The 15,568-nt window shown below is 70.0% G+C and carries 12 protein-coding genes, 12 tRNA genes and 1 pseudogene; 7 read left to right on the top strand and 18 right to left on the bottom strand.

Annotated elements, in window-relative coordinates; all coding sequences use genetic code 11:
* Positions 1–484: 484 nt before the first annotated feature.
* On the bottom strand, positions 485–2,926 hold the full coding sequence (locus ACQEVU_RS05175; RefSeq protein WP_433321252.1) for a glycoside hydrolase family 48 protein: 2,442 nt from the start codon (positions 2,924–2,926) through the stop codon (positions 485–487).
* A gap of 307 nt (positions 2,927–3,233) precedes the next feature.
* Between ACQEVU_RS05175 and ACQEVU_RS05170 the strand changes: the two genes are divergently transcribed.
* Positions 3,234–3,503, top strand: a complete 270-nt coding sequence (locus tag ACQEVU_RS05170; protein ID WP_433321249.1) for a hypothetical protein — start codon at positions 3,234–3,236, stop codon at positions 3,501–3,503.
* A 399-nt stretch (positions 3,504–3,902) separates the two neighbouring features.
* A complete protein-coding gene (locus ACQEVU_RS05165) occupies positions 3,903–4,487 on the top strand; it encodes a hypothetical protein (RefSeq protein WP_433335358.1) in 585 nt (194 codons plus the stop codon).
* A 51-nt stretch (positions 4,488–4,538) separates the two neighbouring features.
* On the opposite strand, the pseudogene ACQEVU_RS05160 reads toward ACQEVU_RS05165, so the two are convergent.
* Positions 4,539–4,826: pseudogene (locus tag ACQEVU_RS05160) on the bottom strand (DoxX family protein); the annotation flags it as partial.
* Between the two features lie 44 nt (positions 4,827–4,870).
* Entirely contained in the window at positions 4,871–5,296 is a 426-nt protein-coding gene (locus ACQEVU_RS05155) for a DUF4259 domain-containing protein (protein WP_433321247.1), read from the bottom strand.
* A gap of 164 nt (positions 5,297–5,460) precedes the next feature.
* Here ACQEVU_RS05155 and ACQEVU_RS05150 point away from each other — a divergent pair, with 164 nt between their 5' ends.
* Positions 5,461–5,637 (top strand): YegP family protein, encoded by a 177-nt coding sequence (locus ACQEVU_RS05150; RefSeq protein ID WP_433321244.1) that lies wholly within the window; start codon positions 5,461–5,463, stop codon positions 5,635–5,637.
* A gap of 87 nt (positions 5,638–5,724) precedes the next feature.
* Here ACQEVU_RS05150 and ACQEVU_RS05145 read toward each other — a convergent pair.
* From ACQEVU_RS05145 to ACQEVU_RS05080, 14 genes are all read right to left on the bottom strand, one after another.
* Positions 5,725–5,802, bottom strand: a tRNA-Ser gene (locus ACQEVU_RS05145).
* Positions 5,803–5,914: 112 nt separating this feature from the next.
* Positions 5,915–5,986, bottom strand: a tRNA-Arg gene (locus tag ACQEVU_RS05140).
* A gap of 5 nt (positions 5,987–5,991) precedes the next feature.
* Positions 5,992–6,066, bottom strand: a tRNA-Val gene (locus tag ACQEVU_RS05135).
* Between the two features lie 6 nt (positions 6,067–6,072).
* Positions 6,073–6,157: transfer RNA gene (locus tag ACQEVU_RS05130), tRNA-OTHER, on the bottom strand.
* 10 nt (positions 6,158–6,167) lie between these two features.
* Positions 6,168–6,243: transfer RNA gene (locus ACQEVU_RS05125), tRNA-Lys, on the bottom strand.
* Positions 6,244–6,260: 17 nt separating this feature from the next.
* Positions 6,261–6,332, bottom strand: a tRNA-Arg gene (locus tag ACQEVU_RS05120).
* 31 nt (positions 6,333–6,363) lie between these two features.
* Positions 6,364–6,436, bottom strand: a tRNA-Gln gene (locus ACQEVU_RS05115).
* 12 nt (positions 6,437–6,448) lie between these two features.
* A tRNA-Gly gene (locus ACQEVU_RS05110) sits at positions 6,449–6,520 on the bottom strand.
* 4 nt (positions 6,521–6,524) lie between these two features.
* A tRNA-Glu gene (locus ACQEVU_RS05105) sits at positions 6,525–6,596 on the bottom strand.
* A 107-nt stretch (positions 6,597–6,703) separates the two neighbouring features.
* A tRNA-Pro gene (locus tag ACQEVU_RS05100) sits at positions 6,704–6,776 on the bottom strand.
* 80 nt (positions 6,777–6,856) lie between these two features.
* Positions 6,857–6,929, bottom strand: a tRNA-Trp gene (locus ACQEVU_RS05095).
* A 311-nt stretch (positions 6,930–7,240) separates the two neighbouring features.
* Positions 7,241–9,136, bottom strand: a complete 1,896-nt coding sequence (locus ACQEVU_RS05090; RefSeq protein ID WP_433321241.1) for a glycosyl hydrolase family 18 protein — start codon at positions 9,134–9,136, stop codon at positions 7,241–7,243.
* Between the two features lie 297 nt (positions 9,137–9,433).
* Positions 9,434–9,507: transfer RNA gene (locus ACQEVU_RS05085), tRNA-Asn, on the bottom strand.
* A gap of 207 nt (positions 9,508–9,714) precedes the next feature.
* Positions 9,715–9,903 carry a hypothetical protein gene (locus tag ACQEVU_RS05080; RefSeq protein WP_433334800.1) on the bottom strand — a complete coding sequence of 63 codons (189 nt, stop codon included), beginning with the start codon at positions 9,901–9,903 and terminating at the stop codon, positions 9,715–9,717.
* Between the two features lie 68 nt (positions 9,904–9,971).
* Here ACQEVU_RS05080 and ACQEVU_RS05075 point away from each other — a divergent pair, with 68 nt between their 5' ends.
* Positions 9,972–10,349: a GntR family transcriptional regulator gene (locus ACQEVU_RS05075; RefSeq protein ID WP_433321238.1), complete on the top strand. Its 378-nt coding sequence runs from the start codon at positions 9,972–9,974 to the stop codon at positions 10,347–10,349.
* A gap of 10 nt (positions 10,350–10,359) precedes the next feature.
* Here the strand turns inward: ACQEVU_RS05075 and ACQEVU_RS05070 are convergent, their stop codons facing one another.
* Positions 10,360–11,475, bottom strand: coding sequence for a hypothetical protein (locus ACQEVU_RS05070; RefSeq protein WP_433321235.1), 1,116 nt, complete (start codon positions 11,473–11,475; stop codon positions 10,360–10,362).
* Positions 11,476–11,649: 174 nt separating this feature from the next.
* On the opposite strand from ACQEVU_RS05070, the gene ACQEVU_RS05065 reads away from it, so the two are divergent.
* The 3 genes from ACQEVU_RS05065 (at position 11,650) to ACQEVU_RS05055 (ending at position 15,556) form a co-directional block, all read left to right on the top strand.
* Positions 11,650–12,684: a GGDEF domain-containing protein gene (locus ACQEVU_RS05065; protein ID WP_433321232.1), complete on the top strand. Its 1,035-nt coding sequence runs from the start codon at positions 11,650–11,652 to the stop codon at positions 12,682–12,684.
* A 119-nt stretch (positions 12,685–12,803) separates the two neighbouring features.
* Positions 12,804–13,580 (top strand): hypothetical protein, encoded by a 777-nt coding sequence (locus ACQEVU_RS05060; protein WP_433321229.1) that lies wholly within the window; start codon positions 12,804–12,806, stop codon positions 13,578–13,580.
* Positions 13,581–13,684: 104 nt separating this feature from the next.
* Positions 13,685–15,556, top strand: a complete 1,872-nt coding sequence (locus tag ACQEVU_RS05055) for a hypothetical protein (protein ID WP_433321226.1) — start codon at positions 13,685–13,687, stop codon at positions 15,554–15,556.
* Positions 15,557–15,568 lie beyond the last annotated feature (12 nt).

The raw sequence follows: 15,568 nt of genomic DNA, 5'->3' as shown, positions 1-15,568 counted from the left end.
AAGGTCTCTACCCAGCACCGAGACATCGTCAGCGCGGTTGTCGGGCGGCGTCAGCGGGGGCCGGCGACGCCCGGCTCGGGCCCCCCTCGCCCAGCTCCGGCCAGTTCCAGCGGCACCAGGCGACGTCTTCGAAGTCCGGTCTCATCGCGCTCCCGATCGTCGAGGGCGGGTACACCTCCATCGGAGATGGTGTCCAATGTCGACCTGACTTCACGGGGGTGTCAAAGGAACGGGGAAGCGTGCTCACACCTCGCACCGAGCCTCGCCGGCGGCGCGACGGGGGTCTGACGCCGCCCATAGGGCCGGCTCGATCAGTCAACGCGCAAGGGCCATGCCGACATGATCGACATGGCCCCTGCCGCGGTTCACCTTCCGGCTCCGACGGCAACCCGGCCCCGCCACGATGCGCTGTGGCGGGGCCGGTTCCATCACAACACCGGTTTCATCACGTGACCGGTTCCATCACATGACCGGTTCCATCACATCAACTGCCCGAGGCGCTCAGCGTGGGCGCGGCGTTGGTGCCGGAGTACGTGGCCTGGAAACCGAAGGTCGTCGAACCTCCGGGCGGGATCGTGCCGTTGTAGCCGAGGTTCACGGCGGTGACGGTTCGGCCCGACTGGGTGCTGCCGGCGTTCCACGCGTTGACGATCTGCTGGTTGCCGGCCCACGCCCAGGTGACCCGCCACGAACTGATCGGCGTTGTCCCGCTGTTTCGCACGGTGACCGTTGCCGTGAACCCGGTACCCCAGTCGCTGTCGACATGGTAGCTGGCGGTGACCGAGGCGCCGCCGCGGCTCGGGCTCGCGGACGGCGAGCGCGAGGCCGACGCCGAGACGCTTGCCGACGCGGACGCCGAGGCCGAGGCCGACGCGGACTTCGAGGCGCTCGGCGTGACCGACGGGCTGGTGACGCCGCCGCCAAGGAACAGCTCCGAGTACAGGGCCAGCGCCATGGCGATGTCGGCCTGCGCCCAGAATCGGTGGTACGTGAATGACGGGACGGCGCCGCCGTTGAGGTACGCCTGGACCTTCGCGAAGTCCGGGTCGTTCTTGTAGAAGGACCGGATCGACAGGAAGGTCGCGCCGGGCGCAATGGTGTCGCCGTTGGGCATCTTGCCGGTCCAGCCGGACGGCACGTAGACGGTGTCCTTGAAGCGGCTGTAGTCGGTGCGGGTTTCCGCGATCGCGATGCCCTTGCTGTCGGTGTGCGTCGCCAGGGCGTCCAGCAGGTTCTTGCCCAGCGTCTGTGCGGCGCTGCTACCGGTCGCGGCCGCGTAGTACAGCAGGGCCTTGATGAGCGCGGCGGCTACGCCGACGTCCTGGCCGTAGTCGGCGACGGTGACGTGGAGGCCGGCGTTGCTGCCCGGGCTGGACGCATTCCAGGTGTCGGGCTGGCCGGTCCAGCTCAGCGTCGAGGGGATCTGGAAGCTGCCGCCGGTGCCGACGGTGACCTGGCCGGAGACCCAGGTGATCCACTTGTCCAGGACCGGCTTGACCTTGCTGTCCTTGGTCAAGTAGTAGTACTCGGCCCAGCGCTCCATGCCCCACGCCTGCATGCCGAACCAGTTGTTGCTCGGCGGGTCGTGGTAGACCGGCTCCCAGTCGTAGTACATGCCGTAGAACGTGGGCGTGCCGGCCGGGGGCGCGCCGTACTGACCGTTCCAGCTGTTGGTGGCACCGCCGGCGATCGCGCCCTCGGCCGACTGCAGCCAGCGCAGGAACTCGATCTGGCGAGTGAGGCTGGTCGCCCAGTCCGACTTGCCGGTGGCCGACTTCGGCGCCATCGAACTCACGGTGGACAGTGCCCACGCGGCCACCGGGTTCTGGTACCCGTGATGCGCGGCGCCGTCGCCGATGCGCCAGGCCCAGCCGCCGCCCGGCTCGGCGCCGCCCCACGCGTAGTACCAGCCGAGCAGGTAGTGCTGCGAACTGCGGCCGGTGCCGGCGGGGCAGCCGGAGGGGCTGGTGCAGTTCCCGATCTGCTTGAAGTACTTGTCGAACATGCCGTACCGCAGGTAGTCGCCCATCTTCGCGGCCTTGGCCACCGACGCGGAGACGGCGCCCGCGTTGCCCTGCGCCGACGCCCACCGGTACGCCCAGTACGCCGCCTGGATGGCACGCGCATCGGCGTCCGGCGCGTTGGTGTACTTCCACTGCTTGGCGTAGGACGAGTCCTTGACGAACAGGTCCAGGTAGCCGTTGGTGCCGCCGTACTTCATCAGGTCGGTGCAAGGCTGCGGGATCGTCTCCCACACCGACTCCTGGGCGCCACGCTGGTAGCTGTTGATGTAGCAGGGTCCGGACGCGCCCGGGCCGTTCTCCCCACCGGTGCCGGCCGTGTTGCCGTACCCGTACACGTTGTCCACGTCGAGCAGCCAGTGCATCCCATAGACGTCGGGGGTGCCGTAGGCCGACTGGAGCTCACCCGCGATCGGGTCGGCGCCGACCGGCACGGAGCCGTCCAGCGGGCTGGGGTAGTTGCTGGGGTCCGGCCACTCGGGCGCGTAGGTCGCCGGCTTGCTGGCGTTGTACGAGGCGTTCGAGGGCTGGTCGGTCGCGGTGGGGATGATGTACTTCTCGGCCGCCGCCCACGTCGCGTTGAACGGCGCCCAGTCGCCCGTCACCCTGCCGTACACGGCCTCCAGCCACATCCAGTAGCTGAACGCCTCCGACGTGGTCTCGTGCCCGTGGTCGGGCGCCTCGACCATGAGGGTCTCGACCGAGTGGTACGGCACTCCAGCCGGACTGAAGTAGCCGCTGGCCGAGCTTTTGATCTTGTTGTACTGGTCCAGGAACTTCTGTGCGTAGGCGTCCGGCGCGGCGTTGGTGGCGGCGGTCGCCTCCAACACCTTCGATCCCAGTGCGATCCCGGCGACCGTGCCGCCGACGGCAGCCACGAACTTCCTGCGGGACAGAGGGGACATGCATCCTCCTGCGGCATGGTTGGGGAGCGGTGTTCACTGGGTCTTGAGCAGCGAGACCAATCGGTGAACCCCGATGGAAGCGTTCCCATGCTGGATTTCGGCCGATCGACTGTCAATCGAGGGCCGCACCGCAACACGGCCGGCAGCGCAGTTCCCCTTGAAAATTTCGCGCGCGGTCGATTCGGCCGACGCAACGCGCTCGGCAAAACACCAGGCCGCGCGACGAGCACGCTGCCTTGATCTTGACTGGGGGCGTAAAGGTCGGTGACGTGGGCAGCGTTGACGTTCCAGCTGCGGCACGAGGGAAATGGCGCAGTACCGACGGCCGTTCGCCGAGCCCGGCGAGGGACGACGGCCGACCCTGACGTGGCCCCGCGAGATTCCCATCGAGGGCGATCCCGCCGACGTGACTGCGATCGCGGCCGCCTACGCGGACCGGCTGTCAACGAGCGACGTACCCAAGCTGTTCCTGAGGGCCGGGCCCGGGGCGATCCTCGCCGGCGACTGGCTGCTCGACACCGTCAGCCGGTGGCCGGCGCAGGCCGAGGTGACGGCGGCTACGGCGGCATCGTGCTGACGAGCCCGGACCTGCCCGCCGGTGAAGCGCGGCTGACGACCGCCGCAACGCCTACTGACGCGTTCAGCGCCTCGGCGACGCCCGAGCCGGCATGATCGGCCGCCTCGCCGAATGCCGGTGTGAGGTTTGCAGGTTCGGCGACTTGCCAGGTACCCCGCCGCATACTCTCAGGCTGGGTCTGGGAACGCGCGATATCCGAGCGGTTCCCGGGTTGAGCATCCGCACATCGAGAGCCCGCCTCCCCGGTTCGTTCACGATGATCCGCCCGCCAACTGTCTGAGCAAACCGCCTCGCCGCGGTACGGCGAACCCTCCTCAGCGTGCCTGCCGGTCGATGCCCGGGAGGCGATTCGGCGCGCCCATCAACAAGCACGGCACACCTTCATGATCGGAGAAACGAATGCGTCGCACGACTCGACTGATCGCCAGCGCGCTTGCCCTCGCGGCGGTCGTGGCTGGTGGAGCGGTGGCCAGGAGCGCCGCGGCGGCCTCAGCGTCCAACAAGAACTGGTTCCCCGAACAGGTACATCTCAAGCTCACGCCGTCGACGCCGCAGCTGGCCGGCTGCATGCCGAACGTCCGGGTTGACGTCGACGTCCAGCTGACCACTGACAAGCTGGGATTCGACATCTTCACGGTCAACGCCTTCAACCTGCCGCCGAACACGACGTTCACGGTCTTCCTGCTGCAGCAGGCCGGCCCGCCGTTCGGGGCCGCCGAATACATCGGCGACTTCACATCCGACTGGCGCGGCCGCTCGATCAACACCTTCAAGCTGATCGTCCAGGAGGCCTTCTCGTCCACGCTCGTGAACGGGGTACGGACGCGCGTCGACCTCAACCAGGTCGGTGCCTGGTTCGCCGACCCGAAGGGCGACGACTTCTGCCTCGGCCCCAACAGCCCGGTGACACCGTTCGACGGCGACGGCGAGGCCGGCGTGCAGGCGTTCAACTCGGCCAACACCACGCCGCTGCCGGCACCGTGACGTGTACGGCGCACCGGGGCTCATCGGCGAGCCCCGGTGCGCCAGGAGCATCGTCAGCGCCAGGCCGGCGGCGGCCAGCGGCGTCAGGTTCGGCCTGACCCTGGTCATGGCGGGCAGGATCAGGCCGACACCGCCGAGCAGTTCGCAGACGCCGATGAAGACGATGAGGGGTTGCGGCACCGCGGCGTACCAGGCCACGGCCCGCGGCGCGTCCGCGTACAGGGCCCCGTCGTAGAGCAGCACCTTGCCTGGTTCACGTTGACCTGCGAGTTCATGGCTTTGTCTCCCTGACGAGCGGCTGAGGAGCTCAGCGTCTCGCCCGGCAGTACCGATCCACATCCTTGGTCGCCACGGAGCCGGCCACCGAATCGCAACGGGGTGTACTAGAGATCGAACAGCACTTCGACCTGGGGCGGATCGAGCGCCTTGAGCAGATCGGTGATGGTCCGCCGCCAGGCCGCGACCTCCGAGGCCTCCTCCCAGAACTCGACGAGCCAGGATGACGGCGCTGCAACGCGGTCCAGGGCCTCGATGGCCAGCCGCCTGAGGTAGCCGGGGAACTGCGGCATCGGGGTCGACGGGCCATAGGTCGAGGGGATCGAGGGGCCGCCGGGATACTGCGCGGCGACCAGGGCCGCCGCCGCCACGGCGCGTGGAGCGTCGAAGAGCCCGAGGTCATCGGCCCCGGCGGCACGCTCCAGGGCGTCGCCCACCATCTCGATGCGCGCCTCGGCCGTGGCCTCGTCCAGCTCCCACGCGAAGTCTGCGGCGCTGTCGTTGCCGAACGGGCTGACGTCCCAGAAACCCATTGCCGAACCTCCCCGCAGGCGCGTGATGCGTGGCCATCGTTGCAGACCGGCCGCCCGCGCCGAGACCGACGAGCCGTACGTCAGCCTGCGCGGCACGCACAAGCTCGACACGCGGGAGGATTGACACGCCCATCGACGGGTACATCTGTGATGGGAGGTAAGCGATGAAGTTCGTGGTGAAGAAGACCAGCAACGACCAGTACCGGTTCAACCTCGTGGCCAGCAACGGCCAGGTCGTGGCGACGAGCGAGACGTACAAGCGCAAGGCCTCGGCGATGGACACGATCGCCTCGATCCGCCAGCGCGTCGGCGCCGCGACGATCGACGACCAGACCGAGTAACGACGGTTCCGTAGTGGAAGGGTGCCCGAGAACCGGGCGGCCGCGGGCACATACTGCTCTGCCGTTGAGCTACCGGCCCCGCTCGCGCGGGGGCGGGCAGGACTCGAACCTGCAACCCGTCGATCCCAATTCGAAGTAACCGCGGCCTTCGCAGCGGGCACCCTCCACGTCGTGGGCCTCGGTGTCGATCCGAGCACTCCGCCGTTATGAGCGGCGGCCGAGCAGCCAGCGCTCCGCCCACGTCAGTCCACAGTGGATTGGCATTCGTCTTGCCGCGCGCCCGCACAGGGAATCGAACCCCGATCTCAGGCTCCGGATGCCTGCGCCTTGTCCATTGGGCCATGCGGGCCGGCGTGCTCGCGGCAGGATTCGAACCTGCGGCTTCCGCCGTGTGAAGGCGGCGCTCGTACCAGGCTGAGCTACGCGAGCATTGCGCGGAGGAGGTGGGATTCGAACCCACGGCGCCCGCGAGGGGCGCCCGCCGTTTCCAGCGGCGGTTCCGAAGCCGGCCGGCTCCTCCAGGTGTTCCGTACGCCGTCGGGGATTCGAACCCCGGACGTCGCCGCTTAAGAGGCGGCCGCTCTGACCGGGCTGAGCTAACGGCGTATGTGTCCGAAGGTTTGTGCCCGCACAGGGAATCGAACCCCGATCTCAGGTTCCGTAGACCTGCGCCTTGTCCGTTGGGCCATGCGGGCCTGCCTGCCGCCGATGGTCACGGCGGCAAAGCTCCGAGACAGGGATTCGAACCCCAACCTCCGCGTCCAGAGCGCGGCGTCACTGCCGGTTAGACCATCTCGGAATGCTGTACGCGAGCCGCCGACGGGAGTCGAACCCGTTACCCCTGTTTGGAAGACAGGCATGTTGCCGTGTACACCACGACGGCGAAGTAGCGAGTAGGGGAGTCGAACCCCTGTATCCGCGCTGAGAACGCGGTGGCCTGACCGCTAGCCGAACCCGCCGGAGCGTGCCCCTCCCCCCGAGGGGCACCGTGGACCGCAGGGGAGTCGAACCCCTCTCGCGCTGCCTGCCGAGCAGCGCCGCACAACCGGTGGCGTGCAGCCCGTCGTCGGGAACCGGGGAGTCGAACCCCGCGCTTCCTGGTCCCAGGCCAGGTCCGGTCACCGTGCCGGTCGTTCCCGATCCGCCCGGCCCGAAACAATCGGCCGGGCATTCACGAAATGCCAAATCCACTGTGGAATTCTCAACAAACACATGCGCGCAGGGGCGACAGGACTCGAACCTGCAACCTTCGGTTTTGGAGACCGACACTCAGCCAGTTGAGCTACACCCCTATGAAAAAACCGCCCGGGTCCCTTTCGGGGCGGGCGGCTTCGGGAAGCGATGCTCGCTACCCGCGCCACCGTCCCGACGGGCGCCCCATCTGCTTGGCAACCGCGCGTCGCGCAGCACCGGACACCGGCATCGGCCGGGTCTCGGGGGCGGTCCACGTGGTCATCGCGCTGGCTCCTCGTTTCGGGTGACTGCGTTGTGTACGTCAATAACGATACGTACGCACGCCCGGGAATGGCAACGTATTAAATCGACGCGGCCGCCGCCGGCGCCCGGAGTGCGGGGGCGCCGGCGGCGGGGTTTGCGCAAGAGATCAGCAGGCGCCGTTGTCGGTCCAGACCGCCTGGCTGTTGTTGCCGGGGATGTCGCCCTGCGTCCACCACTTCGCGGTCCACTTGTGACCGCCGTAGGTCACGGACTGGCCGCCGACGTAGGCTGTGCCGGAGTTCCACGGGGACAGGCCGGCGCAGTTGCCGGTGCCGCCCGTCGGGGTCGGCGAAGTGCCGCCGCACGCGCCGTTGTCGGTCCACACGCCCTGGCTGTTGTTGCCGGGGATGTCACCCTGGGTCCACCACTTCGCGGTCCAGGTGTGGCCGCCGTACGAGACCTGCTGACCGCCGTTGTACGCCGTCGCGGCGTTCCACGCGGGGGCCGAGCAGGTGCCGCCGGTCGGGCTGGTCGACGGCGACGGGGAGGTGCTGCGCGACGGGGACGCCGACGCCGACGGGCTGCGCGACTGCGTTGCCGTCGCCGTCGGGCTGGCCGTGGAGCAGCCGGCCGTGGCGCCGTTGGTGGAGTTGACGACCGCGTTGAACAGCGTCGCGGCGGGGTCGAGGGCCTCCAGCGAGTACATCATCGCGCCGCCCAGGCCGTTGCAGTGCTGGTAGTCGGCCTTGGCCTGGATCGACGCGGGCGAGTCGCCGCTCCAGAACGTGGTGCCGTCGTAGAAGTAGGCGCCCTTCGTGGTGGGGTCCAGGAAGGTGTACGACGGGTTGTTGACGAATCCCGTCAGCTCCTTGTAGAACGACACCCCGTTGACGTTGCCCGACATCGCGTGGCCGATCGCGGGGCCGGTCGCCGTCTGGTACAGGCCGTGGTTCGCGCCGGCGGGCACGCCCGTCCAGCCGCGGTAGTAGAACGGGTACCCGAGGGTGAGCTTCGCCGCCGGGAAGCCGCCCGGTATGCCGTAGCTCGAGTCGCCCGTCGTCCACGCCTTGATCGCCGAGTCGATCGTGTACTTGCCGGTGCCCGGCGGGATCGTCGCGCTCGGGTCGTTCGGCGAGTCGTACAGCGGGTCCTGCAGGTTCGTCGGACCCGTCGCCTCCCAGCCGCCATGCATGTCGTACGTCATCACGTTGGCGTAGTCGAGGTAGCTGGCGAGCTTGTTGGTCTCGACGTGCATGATCTTGTCCTGGCCGGCGGGCACCGCTGCGGTCAGGTACTTCTTGCCCGCGCCGAGCGCGTCGAGCTGCGCCCGGAACTCGGCCATCAACAGCGTGTAGTTCTGCATGTCGGCCGCGGCGTAGTGGTTACCGGTGTGCCCCGGCGCGCCCGGGTACTCCCAGTCGATGTCGATGCCGTCGAAGATCCCGGCCCCCGAGCCCGCCCCGCCGTAGCCGTTGCGGGAGGGCAGGTTGCCCTTGATGAACATGTCGATGCAGGAGCTCACGAACTTCTTGCGCGACGCGTCCGTGGCCGCGGCGTCCGAGAAGTACTTCGAGTAGGTCCAGCCGCCGATCGACAGCAGGATCTTCAGGTTCGGGTACTTCACCTTGAGCTTCTTGAGCTGGTTGAAGTTGCCGACGATCGGCTGGTTGTACACGTCCGCGACGCCGTCCACGCTGATGTCGGCGCCGTAGGACTTGCCGTAGTCGGCGAACGAGTCGCCCGCGCCGTCCCCGGCGTTGGGGTTGTTCTCGTCCTGCGAGGCGGCCGAGTCGGCTTCGAAGCAGGTCTTGTTGGTGGGGTCGATGTTCTCGAAGGCGTACACCAGGAAGTCGAGCTTCCCGGCCATGCCACTCGTGTCGAGGTTCTTGGGGTAGAACCCGTTGGCGTAGATGCCCCACTGGGTGAAGTACGCGAACTTCACGCCCCCGCTTGTGGTGGCGGCCTGCGCGGAAACGTTGTTCAGGGCGACGCTGGTCCAAGCGGTGGCGGCCGCGAGGACGGTTGCCGCGATGCCGACGGTGAGTCTTCTGGGTCTGCGCATCTCGCTCCTCCTGTGCCGAGAGCACTCCCTAAACAGTTAACACTCTTAACTGTTTAGGGAGTTTATAGCTATCGATGGAGTCGAGCAAGACCGCCTCCATCTCCATCGATAGATGGAGATGGAGGCCGCGGCACGCGGCGCCTAGCTGGTCGCCGTCCACGTATGTGTCAGGCGTCCAGCCTGCCGCCACCCGCGACGGCCGCGGAAAAACACGAGATAAGGGTGATCACCGGGAGTCGAACCCGGACCTTCAGAGCCACAATCTGACGTGCACAGACCCATACACCATGACCACCGCTCCCCCGGCTGGACTCGAACCAGCAACCTTGCGATTAACAGTCGCCTGCTCCGCCGAATTGAGCTACGAGGGAATGCACCAGAAACGAAAAACCGCCCGTATCCCCTGCTGGGACGGGCGGCCGGAGGCTCGAAAACGCCTACCCAGGCCACCGGCGCGCATGATTCACCGGCGCGTGCCGGTGATTGCTTGCCGGGTGGGTCGTCATTTCGGGCTCCTCAAGAATTCGCCGCCGTTCACGAATGACGATACGAGCCGCACCGCGCGGCCGGCAACGCATTTACGCCGAGCGGCCGGAATGCATCCCGGACAGCAGCAGGTTCGTCACGCGGGTGATGGCCGCGGGGGCCGAGGCCGGCGGCAGGGAGCGCAGGGAGGCGATCGCGAGCAGGCCGGCGCGAACGTCGAGGACCGTGAGGTCGGGGCGCACCGCGCCGGCCGAGCGGGCCCGGTCCACCAGCGCGGCCAGGGCGGCGGGGCAAACTGGCCATCGCGGTGTCGCCGCCGGCCGGCGGATGACGTGGGTACATTGTCGGAATGATCGTCGTCGACGCGGCGTCGGGGGTGCCGCCCTACGAGCAGCTGCGCGCGCACTTCGCGAGCCGGATCGCGGACCGCAGCATGGCCGTCGGCGAGCGGCTGCCGACCATCCGCAGCCTCGCCGCCGAGCTGGGGCTGGCGGTCAACACGGTCGCGCGGGCGTACCGCGAGCTGGAGGACGCCGGCCTCATCGAGACCCGGGGCCGGGCCGGCTCGTTCGTCTCCGCCGCCGGTGAGCAGGCGCGGGAGCGGGTGCGGCGGGCCGCCGAGGGCTACGCCGCGGTGGCGCTGGCGGCCGGGATCGACGCGGCCGAGGCGCTGCGCATCGTCGAGGCGGCGCTGCGGCCGGGGACCTCGTCGATCCCCGGCCGCTGAGCGGGTCGCGTCAGGCGGCGACCGCGATCGCCGGCAGCATGACCTTCACCTGCGTGGCGGCCGCGTCCGCCTCCATCGAGCTGAACATGAACGCCACGAGGGCCTCGTTGCCGACCCACGCGCAGACGGCGAACGAGACGCCGCTGCCGCCGTCGGTCTTCTGGCATTGGGCCTTGCCGCCGAGCTTGCCCGCGTCGACGTTCACCGGGCTGCCGCTGGCGCTGCCGAGGCCCGCGAGCGCGCTCTTGAAGAACGCGTCGAGCTGGGCCTGCTGGGTGCCGGCGCTGAAGATCGCGCCGGTGCCGCCCCAGACGGTCGCGGTGCGGTTGGTCTTGGCGCTGTCCTGATACTGCGCGGCGAACGGGTTCTTGATCCCGGAGTTCGCCATCTGGTCGCTCATCGTCTTGGCCTGGTCCTGGTTGGCCGCCTTCTTCCAGGTGCTGATCGTCGCCGGGGCGGTCAGCGTGACCTTCGGGCCGGCGTTGGAGCCCCCGCCCTTCGTCGACGTCGGGCCGGTCGTCTTCGTGGAGCCGCCGGTCGGGGAAGCCGCGGGCGTGTCGTCGGAGCTGTTGACGTACGCCGCGACGCCGATGCCGCCGCACAGCAGCAGCGCGAGCCCGCCGAGGACGAGGGTCACCACCAGGCCGGTGCGCTTCTTCGGCGGCGGCACGGGGACCGGTGCGCCCCAGCCGGCCTGGCCGGGGTAGTCCGGCTGCGGGGCGCCATAGGCCGGTTGCCCGTAGGCCGGGCCCGAGGTCGGCGGCCCGTAGCCGGGGCCGGACGTCGGCTGGCCGTACGCAGGGCCGGAAGTGGGCGCGCCGTACGCAGGGCCGGAGGTGGGCGGGCCGTAGCCCGGCTGCTGCCCGTAGCCGGGGTCCTGCCCGTACGAGGGCTGGCCGTAGCCCGGGTCCTGGCCGTAGGAGGGCTGGCCGTAACCCTGGTCCTGGCCGTACCCGTACCCGGGGTCGTTGCCGTAGGCCGGCTGCCCGTACTGCGGGGGTTGCTGCCCGTACTGCGGCTGCTGGCCATATTGCGGCTGCTGGCCGTATGGCGAGGGCTGCTGACCGTACTGCGGCGGCTGCTGGCCGTACGGGTCGTATGGAGGCTGTGCGTACGGGTCAGACATGAGAGCTCCTCGGCACGCGGAAGACCGGGGGAGCATAGTCCGTTTTCGACCGGAGTGGTGTCCGGTTCTGGGCGATCCGCGTCACTCGGGATTGCTCAACTTCGCTCCCTGCCCGCCGATCGGCGTTGGGTGTGGCGCCCGCCGATCCGGCCCCTGATCCACGCGCGCGACCGCGTGGCCGCGACGCGTGCGGTGGCCTACTTCCTGATGGCCGGCGGCACCGTGGTCGGCGCCTGCGGCCTGCTCGTCCCCGGCTTCGCGGGCGGCACGACGGCCGGGGTGCTGGCCACGACCGCGGCCGCCGGCGTGATGGTGCTCGCCGGCGCGCTGTGCCGGGTCGCGCCGGACCGCGTGCCCGAGCCGTTCTGGGTGATCGTGCCCTTCCTCGCCATCGTGCTGATCGGCGGCCTGAACCTGGTCACGCACGACGTCAGCGTGAGCGCGCACCTGTACTTCCTGTGGCCCCTCCTCTACGCCGCCACCTTCGTGCGCCGCGACCTCATGTACGCGCTGCTGGTCGCGGCGAGCGGCACCGACGCCGGCGTGACCCTGTCGCTGCAGCCCGACCGCGTGGCCGCCACCGACATCGCCGCGCTCGTCACCGTCTACACGGTGTCCACGATCGTCGTGTCCAAGCTGCGCGACCGCGCCGAGGCGCTGGTGGCCCGCCTGGAGGAGCAGGCCCTGACCGACCCGCTGACGTCGCTGCCGAACCGCCGCGCCTTCGACCTGGACCTGGCCCGGGCGCTGGCCACGGGCACCGAGCGCTGCCTGCTCATCGTCGACGTCGACCACTTCAAGACCATCAACGACACGTGGGGCCACGGTACCGGCGACGCGGTCCTGACCAGGGTCGGCGCGGCCCTGCGCGCGGCCGCCGGCCCCTCCGACACCCCAGCGCGCCTGGGCGGCGACGAGTTCGCGGTGCTGCTCGACGGCGGTGAGGGGCGGGCGCGGCGGGTGGCCGCCGAGATCCGCGCGCGGGTGGCCCGGACCTCGGACCTGCCGGACGGCCTGCCGACGCTGAGCATCGGCCTGGCCTCGACGCGCTCCGTCACGTCGGGTCCGCCGTCACCGGCGGTCTCCGAGGCGCTGCAGGCGGCGGCCGACCGGGCCCTCTACGACGCGAAGCTGCGCGGCCGGGACCGCGTCTCCGCCCGCGGCGCCGCGCCGCCGTCCAAGGCGACGGATTCCGCCTCCACCGCCTGAACCGGCCTAGACGGCAAACCCGATGTTTCACCGCGAAAATCGTAGTTTTCGGGCGAATGGGGTGAAGCGCGGGTGACCATGAGGGTGACTGCTGTCGAGAACAACGGGGGTTTCACCCAATGCCTGCCAGCAACAGCAAGCGGCTCCTGCCGATCGTCGTCGGGGCCGCTAGCTTCCTCGCCGTGCTGACCGCCGGCGTGCTGCAACAGACCGTCGCCGGGGCGCACTCCAGCGGGGGCGACCGGGTACGCACCGCCGCCGAGACGCCCGATCCGTTCGGGACCGCGCCCACCGCCGCGCCGAGCGACTCGCTCAGCGCGTCGGCGAGCGAGTCGCCGAGCGCCGCGCCGAGCGGCGGACCGTTCGACGTTCCGTGCGAGACGCCCGTCGCGCCCAGCGCCGGCGGGACGATCATCCTGCCGCCCACGCTGCCGTCGGTCGGCGGTTCGGTGATCATGCCGCCGCCGCTGAACGGCGAGCCGACCCAGGCGCCGATGCCCAGCGCCACGTCGTCGGCGGCGCCGCCGGCCGGGTCGCCGACGTCCACGCCGACGTTCGGCGGCGCGCCCATGCCGAGCGGCTCCTCGTCGGCCACGCCCGGGGCGCCGGCCCCGACCTGCAGCGCAACGCCGACCCCGTCGTCGGGCGGGCCGTTCGGCAACCCGCTGCCGACCGACACCAACCCGGTGCCGATGCCGACGGACACGTCCGGCAACCCGGTGCCCATGCCGACGGGCACGTCCGGCAACCCGGTGCCGATGCCGACCGACACCATGGGCAACCCGGTGCCGACCGACACGCTCGGTAACCCGATTCCCGCGCCGAGCGACACGGTCGTCGGGCCGATCGGGGGCCAGCCGGGCTGGCCGACGGGGCCCGCCCAGCACGTTCGGTGAGCACACGGGCGCGGACCGGGACTCCGGTCCGCGCCCTTCCGTGCCCGACACCGGGCACGAACGGCGGGCTCAAGGCGAGTACCGCTCGCTGATATGGTCACGCGATGTTGACGGGTACGGCCGACTCCGGCGATACGACTGCGCCCGCCACCCAGGGACGAATCGTCGCGCAGCGCCGCGGCGAGGACGACCCGGCGCAGACCGGTAAGGACAAGGGCAGCATCGCCGCGGACAGCGACAGCGCCACCGGCGGTCGCGCCGGGCGCCGGGCGGACCGGCTCGCGCTCGGCAGCTACCTGCTGGGCGGGCTGTGGATCATCGCACCGCTGCTGATCCACTACGGGCGCACGATGCCGAGCAAGCCCGGCGACCGCGCCCAGGCGGAGTGGTTCCTGGCCTGGGCCGCCCGGTTCGTCACGCACGGCGGCAACCCGTTCCACATCACGCAGCTCAACGCGCCGTCCGGCGTCAACGCGATGGCCAACACGTCCATCCTCGCGCTGGGCATCCCGATGTCGCCGATCACGCTGCTGTTCGGCGCGAACGTCAGCTTCGACATCCTGATCGTCCTCGGCGTCGCCGGCTCCGCCGCCGCCTGGTACTGGGTGCTCTCCCGCCACGTGGTCACCAACCGCACCGCCGCGTGGGTCGGCGGCCTGGTGGGCGGGTTCGCGCCGGCGGTCACCTCCCACGCGCAGTACCACCCGAACCTGGTCGCGCAGTATGTCGTACCGCTGCTGGTCTGGCGCTCGTTCAAGCTCCTGGAGCCGGGCCGTTCGGTGCGAAACGGCCTCATCCTGGCCGCCCTCGTCGTGTTCCAGGTGTTCATCAACGAGGAGACGCTGTTCCTGGCGGCCCTGGCGACCGCGCTGTTCCTGCTGCTCTACGCGCTGCAGCGCCGCGACCTGGTGCGCGCCGCGCTCAAGCCGCTCGCCGCCGGCCTCGGTGTCGCCGCCGGCGCCTCGCTCGTCGTGCTGGCCTACCCGCTGTACTACCAGTTCCTCGGCCCGGGCAGCTACCACGGCGGCGAGCCGTACATGACCACGTTCCGCATGGACGTCCTCGGCCTCACGACGTACGGCAGCAACAGCGTGGCCGAGCGCTTCCGGCAGTACGGCTCGATCCCGCTGCCCTTCGGCGCGGAGGAGCACGGCTACTTCGGCTGGTCCCTGATCCTGCTGCTGCTCGCCCTGATCGTCTGGCAGTGGCACGACATCTGGGTGCGCTGCCTCACCATCACGGGCGTGGTGTTCTCGGTGCTGGCGTGGGGCAACCCGCTGCTGGTCAAGGGCCACAGCACGCACATTCCCGGTCCGTTCGCGCTGCTGGAGCACCTGCCGCTGTTCGACACGCTGCTGCCGACCCGGCTCGGCGAGGTCACCAACTGGGCGGTGACGCCGCTCATCGCGATCTGCGCGCAGCGGCTCTTCGAGCTGCAGGGGCTGGCCGGGCGGACCCGCAAGATCCTGCTGGTCGGCGTGCTCGGCGCCGCGCTGGTTCCGGCCGCGCCCATGCCGATCAAGACGGTGGCCCGCCCGCCGGTACCGTCGTTCGTCTCCTCCGGCCAGTGGCGCGACTACGTCGGGCCGGGCCGGACCGTGCTCGTCGTGCCGCTGCCCCAGTGGGACTTCGAGGCCGGCATCTACTGGGCGGCCTCGACCGACGCCGCGCTGCCGCTCTCGCACGGGTACTTCCTCGGCCCCGCCGACGGCATCAAGGGCCACCACGCCTTCGTCGGCCCGGTCCCGCGCCCGACCGACAAGCTGTTCTCGACGGCGATGTGGCAGCGCGTGGTCCCGACGGTCACCGACGCCGACCGTGAGCAGGCGAAGGCTGACCTGCAGTACTGGCGGGTGTCCCTGATCCTGGTGCCCGACGGCGCGAAGTGGACCGCCTCGCGCCTCACGGTCGAGCAGCTCTTCGGCCCAGGCCGGGCCACCGGCGGCCTGACCATGTGGGACGTGCGCGACCTCTGAGCCGGGGAAGTG

Origin of the sequence: Dactylosporangium sp. CA-139066 (genome assembly GCF_050936175.1) — a bacterium.
Taxonomy (GTDB): domain Bacteria; phylum Actinomycetota; class Actinomycetes; order Mycobacteriales; family Micromonosporaceae; genus Dactylosporangium.
The sequence above is the reverse complement of the archived record's forward strand: the minus strand, read 5'-3'. Positions and strand labels throughout refer to the sequence as shown.